A 7912-nucleotide genomic window follows, 5' to 3' on the forward strand; every position below is an offset into this window, starting at 1 on the left:
GGGGCGGGGCGCGGAACGACGTCGGGACATGCCGCCCATTGTCCCCCACCCGCGGCGCGGCCCCCGGCCGCCCCGCACACGACGGGAACGGGCCCGCCCCTCGGCGCACCGAGGGGCGGGCCCGTCCCCGTCGCCCGGAGCCCCGGCCCCGGGGTACTCAGAGCGGCTGGGCGTCCGTCCTCGGGTGTGCGTGCGCAGGAACAGGGCGCTCGTGCTCAGGAGCGGGCGCGCCGAACCAGGTGCGCAGCGCCCGGACCAGTCCGTCCGGGTCCGCCCGGTCGGGCTCGGCGGCCCAGGCGACGTAGCCGTCCGGGCGCAGCAGCAGGGCGCCGGCCGGCGGCTGCGGGCAGCAGGCCGTGACGAGGTCCACCCGGTCCTTCCAGCCCGCCGCCGGGTCCGCGAGGCCTGGCTCCCCGCCGGTGAGGTCGATGAGCAACGGGCGCCCGGTGCGGGCGAGTCGGGCGATCCGGACGGGGCCGTCCGGGGTGGTCGCCGTGAGGTCCGGCACGAACCGCCCGGCCAGCGGGTGCGGGCAGTCCACCTCGTAGCGGACGTCGCTGCCCGCCATCAGCGCGGCGATCCGGCCGAGGTTGTCCGGGTGCGCCAGCAGCTCGTCGAACAGGGCACGCACGGCGGTGGTGCCGGGGCCGGGGGCCATCAGGGCGGTCTGGGCCTGGGAGTGCATGAACACCCGCTCGCCGACCGGGCGGCGTTCGCCCTGGTAGCTGTCCAGCAGGCCGGGCGGGGCCCAGCCGTGCAGCTCGGCGGCGAGCTTCCAGCCGAGGTTGGCGGCGTCCTGGAGGCCGAGGTTGAGGCCCGGACCGCCGGTCGCGGCGTGCACGTGGGCGGCGTCGCCGACCAGCAGCACGCGGCCCCGCCGGTAGTTCTCGGCGAGCCGGGTGTTGTGGCCGACCTGGCGGCGAGGGGTGAACGGTCCGGGCGTGCGGGCCGGGGCGAGCGCCAGATCGGCGCCGGTCACCCGGTGGATGCTGGCGCGCAGCTCGTCCAGGGTGAGCGGCGCCGTCTCGTCCACCGGTCCTGCGTCCCACTCCATGGTGGCGACCATGGTGATGTCCGGGCCGAGCGGGGCGAGGACGATGACGCCGTGTTCGGTGCGGGTGTGGGTGAACGGGCGGAACGGGACCGGGCAGCCGGGCAGCAGGAACTCGCCGTCGGCGGTGGTGCGCACGTCCTCGGGGAGGCACACGTGCGCGATCCGCGAAACCGGGTCGGACGAGGTCACCCCGGGGAAGCCGATCCCGGCGAGTTTGCGGACGGTGCTGCGGCCGCCGTCCGCTCCGACCAGGTAGCGGGCGCGCAGCCGCTCGGGGCCCGCCGGGCCGCTCAGCTCGACCGTCACCCCGGCCTCGTCCTGGGCGAAGCCGGTGAGCTCGTGGCCGTGGCGCACGGTGATGCCGAGTGCGCGGGCGCGTTCCTCCAGCACCTCCTCGATGCGGTGCTGCGGTACGGGCAGGGCGTGCAGCGGGTTCTCGTCGAGCAGGTGCAGCTCCAGCGGGAAGGCGCCGAACACGAAGCGGGGCACGGGCCGTGGCGCGCCCGGGGTGCCGGTGAGCGGCTCGTACAGGCCGCGGTGGTCGAGCAGCCGGAGCACCTGGCCGACCAGCCCGTTGGCCTTCTGGGCCTGTGAGCGTGCGGGCAGCCGTTCCAGCACCACCGGCCGGATTCCGGCCAGTGCGAGTTCGCAGGCCAGCAGCAGCCCGTTCGGGCCCGCGCCGGCGACGACGACGTCGTGGTCCATCTCGAGTCCCCCTCTGAGAGCGTGAGTTCAATGTGGCGACGGGGCCGGCAGCCCGGCGGCCAGCTGCCGCAGGGCGTCCTCGAGCACCGACTGGAACGGCACCGGCGGGTCGGCGGTGAGGTACTGGTCGTTGGCGGCCTTGATCGCGGCGAGCGCGGCCGCGGTGACCAGCTTCGGGTAGAGGTCCCGGTCCGGGTCGGTGCCGGTCCGGGCGGCCACCGCGGCCGTGAGCCCGGCCGCGGTCCGCGCCGCGTCGCGCATCAGCTCGGCCTGGAGCACCGGCTCGCGCAGCAACTGTCGTATGGCGGCGGTCCATTGTGGGTCCGGCTGCTCGGTCGCGTCGTGGTACGGGGCGAGCAGGGCCCGGGTGAGCGCTTCCCAGAGCGGTTCCCCGGCGGGCCGCTCCCGCAGTGCCTCGGTGGACTGCCGGAGGCGGTCGCGGTGCCGGTGGACGATCGCCTCGGCCTTGCTGGAGAAGTAGTTGTTGTACGTGCGGGGGGACACGCCGGCGGCAGCGGCGATGTCCTCCACCCGGACGTTCTCCAGCCCCCGCTCCACTGCCAGGCGCAGGGCCGCCCAGCTGAGTGCCTCCCGCGTCGCGGCCTTCTTCCGTTCCCGCAGACCGGGCTGACCCTTCGTCATGGCCACCACTGTCCCGCAAAGAGTGCGTGTTGCGCAATAGTGCGCGGCATGCAAGTTTTTCCCGGGCGCGTGGATTGTGGCGAGCCGTCCGCCACCTGCGGTTTGTCGCTGATAGTAGTTGCCTGGTCGCGGAGCGATCCCCGCCAGGAGCCCTTCCCCGCAGGCTTTCCGGCGGGACGACTCGACAGGACTTGAGGAGCGGTCATGGGTGGCAGACAGCGTCCGCCGAGAGTGCGGACCCCTCGTCAGGGCAGGCCCGCCGGCGCCGGCGCCCGGGTGAACCCCCGGGCGGAGTTCGCCCGCATCGAGGGATTCCTGGCCTGGGAGGCGGAGGTCGCGGCGGCCGAACGGGACGCCCGCGCGTTCGCCGCGCAGTTCCCGTGGCTGCCGGCGCCGGAGCGGGAGAGCCTCGAACAGGCCTATGCCGCCGATCGCTTGCGCTATGCCGAGGAGGTCGTCGACCGCGCGGTCGAGCGCTGCCGCCGGCTGGCCGCCCGATACCGCGCAGAGTGCCGCCGGATCTGCGCCCGCTGGGCGGCGCTCTGCCTCTCCGTCACCGTGGCGGCGGCGCTGTTCGCCGTCGTCCCGGCCGTCCTGCGCGGCTGATCGGCTCCGGGCCCGCCGTCGACGGGCCCGGGTGCGACGAGGGCCCGCTGTGCCGCTCCCGGCGCAGCGGGCCCTTTCCGGCGTCGGGGCGGGATCAGTGGTGGCCGTGGCCGCTGGTGATCTCCTCGCGCTCCTCGACGGTGGGCTTGGTGATCTGGCCGTACTTGCCGTAGAAGCCGCGGGAGAGCTTCACCCGCGCTCGGGTCCACAGCCCGGCCTTGCGGGCCACCCCGTTCTCGTCCACCTCCGGCGGCAGCTCGGAGGGCTGCGGCTGGTCGTGCGCGGTGAGGGTGTAGAGCCGGCCCGGTGGCAGCGGGGCGTGCACCTCGACGAACTCGCCGTGCTGGAGCCGGTTGATGACGCCGGTCTCGCGGCCGTGCAGCACCTTCTCCCGGTCCCGCCGCTGGAGGCCCAGGCACCACCGCTTGGTGATCACGAAGACGACCACCGGCACGGTGAAGAAGCCGATCCGCACCGCGTAGGTGATCGCGTTGATCGAGAGCTGGAAGTGGGTGGCCAGCAGGTCGTTGCCGCCGCCGGCCAGCAGGAGCAGGTAGAGGCCGATCCAGGCCGCGCCGAAGGCGGTGCGGACCGGGGCGTTGCGCGGCCGGTCGGCGATGTGGTGCTCGCCCCGGTCCCCGGTGATCCAGGCCTCCAGGAACGGATAGCCCCAGATGAACAGCAGCACGAGCGGGAAGACCATCAGCGGGATGAGCACCCCGAGGTTGAGGGTGTGGCCGCCCCAGACGCTGATCTCCCAGCCGGGCATCACGCGGATCAGGCCCTCGGAGAATCCCATGTACCAGTCCGGCTGGGCGTCGGTGGTCACCTGGTCGGGGCGGTACGGGCCGTACGCCCAGATCGGGTTGACCGTGGCGATCGCCGACATCACCGCGACCACGCCGAAGACCAGGAAGAAGAAGCCGCCCGCCTTGGCCATGTAGACCGGCATCAGCGGCATGCCGACCACGTTCTGGTTGGTCCGGCCGGGCCCGGCGAACTGGGTGTGCTTGTGGTAGAAGACCAGGATCAGGTGCGCCGCGAGCAGGCCCACCATGACGCCCGGGATCAGCAGGACGTGGACGGTGAACAGCCGGGGAATGATGTCGGTGCCCGGGAACTCGCCGCCGAACATGAAGAACTGCAGGTAGGTCCCGACGATCGGGATGGCCAGGATGGCCCCCTCCATGAAGCGGATGCCGGTGCCGGAGAGCAGGTCGTCCGGCAGCGAGTAGCCCATGAAGCCGTCGAACATGCCGAGGATCAGCAGCAGCGCGCCGAAGACCCAGTTGATCTCGCGCGGCTTGCGGAACGCACCGGTGAAGAAGACGCGCATCATGTGGGTCAGCATCGAGGCGACGAAGACGATCGCCGCCCAGTGGTGGATCTGGCGCATCAGCAGGCCGCCGCGCACGTCGAAGCTGATCCTGAGCGTCGAGTTGTAGGCCTCGGACATCGCGATGCCCCTGAGCGGGACGTACGCCCCGTCGTAGACGACCTCGCCCATGCTCGGCGTGAAGAACATGGTGAGCCAGACGCCGGTGAGGATGATGATGACGAAGGTGTAGAGCGCGATCTCGCCCAGCATGAAGGACCAGTGGTCGGGAAAGATCTTGCGGAGATTGGACTTGGCCAGGGAGTAGACGCCGAGCCGGCCGTCGGTCCAGTCGGCCAGGGCCTCGGCCTTGTTGGCGGGCTCGGCGCGCGTGCTGGTCGCCGGTCCCGGCTGCGACTGCTGGTCGGTTCTCACGACGGGCTCCCCGGCGTCCTCGGCGTGCCGTGCTGGAGGCCCGCCGGCGAGAACGCCGGCCGGCGAAGTGTTGTGATCATGGGACCTCTCGATACGGGTCCGCCGGCCGCACCGGCGCGCGGACCAGGTGTTCCGCCGGACCCGTTGCTCAGGGTGATGGATCGCTTACTCTGTCATGCTGTCGGCAGGGGGCCGACTGTGCACGTCCATCGGCCCGTCCGGCCGCTCGTGTCGGGCCGGACGGGGGTCCCTGACGCCCGATCGGCTGGCCGCCGCTCGGCCCAGCGGGTGCCGATGCTGCGGTCGGGTGCCGCTGAACCGTTTCGGCGCGCGCCGTGTCCGGGGGTTGCGCGGTCCTGGGCCTACGCTGCGCCAATGGTGGATCACCGTGAACTCTTCGAGGACGTCACCGAGGCCCTGGCCCGCGCCGGGTTCGACACCGGGCAGGGGCCCTCACCGCTGTGGATCGACCGTCACCCCGAGGGTGTGCTGGTCGGCTGGAGGCCGGGCGCGGAGCCGGGTGCGCCGCCCTCTCGGGAGGCGCTCGCGGCGTTGAGCGGCGCGGCCGCGGTCGTACTGCGCGAGTGCGGCTACCTGGTCGCCGGGACGGAGGAGGGTGATCTGCTGGTGCGTTGCGCCGAACCGGTGACGGTCCCGGAATCGTCCGACCCGGAACCGGTGCCGGAGCAGTGGTGGGGGTGACGCGCTCCTCCTGACGGCCCTCCGGCCTGCCGGTTCGCTCGATGCGGGGGTCTCATACCGAACCCTTACCTGAAGCGGGGGTGCAGTTGACCTCGTCGGCTCTAAGGTTTGCCTAAGCTAAGCCAGACGCCCCGGACGCAAGTGTCCGGGGCGTCTCGGCTGCGCCGCTCCGCCGCCACCGCAGCGGGGTCGAGGACAGGTGAACGATCCGGGCCGGGCCCGGGGGAGGAGCCCGCCGCATGTGGGACGAGGCGTTTCCCAGCTTCCTGATCGGGCTGCGCGAAGGCCTGGAAGCCGGACTGGTCGTGTCGATCCTGATCGCCACGCTGGTCCGGGCGGACCAGAAGGCCCGGCTGCCTCAGGTGTGGACGGGCGTCGCGGCGGCCGTCGCGCTCAGCCTGAGCTTCGGCGCGGTGCTCACCTTCACCGCCGCCAGCCTCTCCGGCCACGCCCAGGAGGCGTTCGGCGGAGTGCTCAGCCTGATCGCCGTCGGCTTCGTCACCGCGATGGTGTTCTGGATGCGGCGCTCGGCGCGCACCCTCTCCGCCGAGATCAAGGAGAAGGTCCAGGCCTCGCTGGCTATGGGCGCCGGCGCGCTGGTGCTCACCAGCTTCCTCGCGGTCGCCCGCGAGGGCCTGGAGACCTCGCTCTTCCTGTGGACCAACGTGCGCACCGCCGGGGAGTCCACCGGACCGCTGATCGGCGCGGCCGTCGGCCTGCTGCTCTCGGCCGGGCTCTGCTGGGGCCTGTACCGGCGGGCCCTGAGGATGAACCTCACCCGGTTCTTCGCCATCACCGGCATCGGCCTGATCGTCGTCGCGGCGGGCGTGCTCGGCTACGGCCTGCGCGACCTCCAGGAATCCGGCCTGGTCGGCGGCGGCAGCTCGTACGCCTTCGACCTGAGCGGGCACCTGGACGCCTCGTCCTGGTACGCGACGCTGGTCCAGGGCACCCTCAACCTGACCGTCACCATGACGGTGCTCCAGGTCGTCGGCTACGTCGCGTACCTGGGTGTCGTGATGACGCTGTTCGTCGAGGGGGTCCGCGGCGGCGCGAGCGCCCCGGCCGCTTCCCCCGCCGCGGCGAAGGCCGTCGCGCAGAAGCCCGTCGAGGCCGGGGCCGGACCGGTGCGGGCGGGCCGGCCGCGCTGGGTGCTGCCGACCGCGGCTGTCGCCGTCCCGGTGGTGGTGGCCGCCGCCGTGATCGCGGTCAGCGACGGCAAGCAGGACGGCTCGGCCACCGTCGCCGTCTCCGAGCAGGAGTGCGGCAAGGGCTTCGCCGACCCGCGGCCCGGCCAGCAGGTGTTCCAGATGCGCAACACCGGTGACAAGGTCGCCGAGGTCTACCTGGTCGACCCGGGCAGTGGCGCGGTGTACGGCGAGATCGAGGGCCTGGCGCCCGGCACCACCCGCGCCCTGACCGCCACCATCGGCTCCGGCGACTACGCCTGGCGCTGCGTGCCCACCGGCGGGAAGCCCGTCACCTCGGCCGCCGTGCACGTCAGCGGCGGCACCGAGGTCAAGGCCGTCAAACCGGTCACCGAGGACGACCTCAAGGCCCCGCTCGACAGCTACAAGGAGTACGTCAACCAGGGCCTTGCGACGCTCGTGACGCAGAGCCGGAAGCTCCAGGCCGACGTGCACGACGGCAACCTCGCCGCGGCGAAGGCCGACTGGCTCACCGCCCACCTTCAGTACGCCTCGCTCGGCGCCGCGTACGGCACCTTCGCCGACCTCGACGGCAAGATCGACGGCCGCCCGGACGGCCTCGCCGACAAGGAGCGGGACCCCGGCTTCACCGGCTTCCTGCGGCTGGAGTACGGCCTCTGGCACGGTCGGTCCGCCGAGGAGCTGACGCCCGTCGCCGACGAACTGGCGCAGGACGTCGCCAAGTTGGCGCACGACTTCCCCGGGCAGGACTTCGCCCCCGGTGACCTGCCGCTGCGCGCCCACGAGATCCTGGAGAACACCCTCCGGTTCGAGCTGACCGGCGACACCGACATGGGCAGCGGCACCAACCTGGCCACTGCCCAGGCGAACCTGACCGGCACCCAGGAACTGCTGACCCTGCTCCAGCCGCTGCTCGACGGGCGGGACCCGCAGGTGCTCGTCAGGGTGAACGCCGGGATGAAGCGGGTCGGCGACCTGGTCGCCGCCGCCGACCGGCCCGAGGGCTGGACCCCGGTCGACCGGCTGCCCGCCGACGCCCGGCGGCAGCTCAACGGTGCCACCGGCGAACTGCTCGAAGACCTCGCCCCCGTCCCCGCCCTGCTCGAGATCCGGAAGGCCGCCTGATGACCGACCACACCGCAGCCACCGGGTCCTGCCCGTTCCCGCACGTCGCGCAGACCGCAGCCGCCGCAACCGGGGACCCCGTCGCAGCCGGGGCTGCTGTCGGGGTCGCCGCGCAGGGCGGCTGCCCGGCCGGACCGGCCCGGCGCAGCTTCGTCCGCG

The 7912-nt window shown here is 72.9% G+C and carries 6 protein-coding genes; 3 read left to right on the top strand and 3 right to left on the bottom strand.

The features are described from left to right. Nucleotides 1–157: 157 nt before the first annotated feature. Together KS423_RS31910 and KS423_RS31915 are read right to left on the bottom strand one after the other, a co-directional pair. On the bottom strand, nt 158–1759 hold the full coding sequence (locus tag KS423_RS31910; RefSeq protein WP_224283242.1) for an FAD-dependent monooxygenase: 1602 nt from the start codon (nt 1757–1759) through the stop codon (nt 158–160). Nucleotides 1760–1786: 27 nt separating this feature from the next. Then, nucleotides 1787–2401, bottom strand: a complete 615-nt coding sequence (locus KS423_RS31915; RefSeq protein WP_224283243.1) for a TetR/AcrR family transcriptional regulator — start codon at nt 2399–2401, stop codon at nt 1787–1789. 204 nt (nt 2402–2605) lie between these two features. On the opposite strand from KS423_RS31915, the gene KS423_RS31920 reads away from it, so the two are divergent. Beyond that, on the top strand, nt 2606–3007 hold the full coding sequence (locus tag KS423_RS31920) for a hypothetical protein (protein ID WP_224283244.1): 402 nt from the start codon (nt 2606–2608) through the stop codon (nt 3005–3007). 94 nt (nt 3008–3101) lie between these two features. Here KS423_RS31920 and KS423_RS31925 read toward each other — a convergent pair whose 3' ends face one another. Continuing rightward, the gene (locus tag KS423_RS31925; RefSeq protein WP_224283247.1) at nt 3102–4682 is read right to left on the bottom strand and encodes a ubiquinol-cytochrome c reductase cytochrome b subunit; all 1581 of its coding nucleotides are present in this window, start codon (nt 4680–4682) and stop codon (nt 3102–3104) included. Between the two features lie 450 nt (nt 4683–5132). Between KS423_RS31925 and KS423_RS31930 the strand changes: the two genes are divergently transcribed. Then, nucleotides 5133–5459 (top strand): hypothetical protein, encoded by a 327-nt coding sequence (locus KS423_RS31930; protein ID WP_224283245.1) that lies wholly within the window; start codon nt 5133–5135, stop codon nt 5457–5459. 239 nt (nt 5460–5698) lie between these two features. Then, the gene (gene efeU, locus KS423_RS31935) at nt 5699–7753 is read left to right on the top strand and encodes an iron uptake transporter permease EfeU (RefSeq protein ID WP_224283246.1); all 2055 of its coding nucleotides are present in this window, start codon (nt 5699–5701) and stop codon (nt 7751–7753) included. The last annotated feature ends 159 nt before the right edge of the window (nt 7754–7912 follow it).

Source organism: Streptomyces sp. LS1784 (assembly GCF_020103755.1).
In the GTDB taxonomy this organism is placed as follows: domain Bacteria; phylum Actinomycetota; class Actinomycetes; order Streptomycetales; family Streptomycetaceae; genus Kitasatospora.

Bases quoted from the DNA above. Each gene is read 5' to 3' on its own strand.
- KS423_RS31910 (WP_224283242.1), bottom strand. From the start codon at position 1,759: ATGGACCACGACGTCGTCGTCGCCGGCGCGGGCCCGAACGGGCTGCTG.
- KS423_RS31915 (WP_224283243.1), bottom strand. From the start codon at position 2,401: ATGACGAAGGGTCAGCCCGGTCTGCGGGAACGGAAGAAGGCCGCGACG.
- KS423_RS31920 (WP_224283244.1), top strand. From the start codon at position 2,606: ATGGGTGGCAGACAGCGTCCGCCGAGAGTGCGGACCCCTCGTCAGGGC.
- KS423_RS31930 (WP_224283245.1), top strand. From the start codon at position 5,133: ATGGTGGATCACCGTGAACTCTTCGAGGACGTCACCGAGGCCCTGGCC.
- efeU (WP_224283246.1), top strand. From the start codon at position 5,699: ATGTGGGACGAGGCGTTTCCCAGCTTCCTGATCGGGCTGCGCGAAGGC.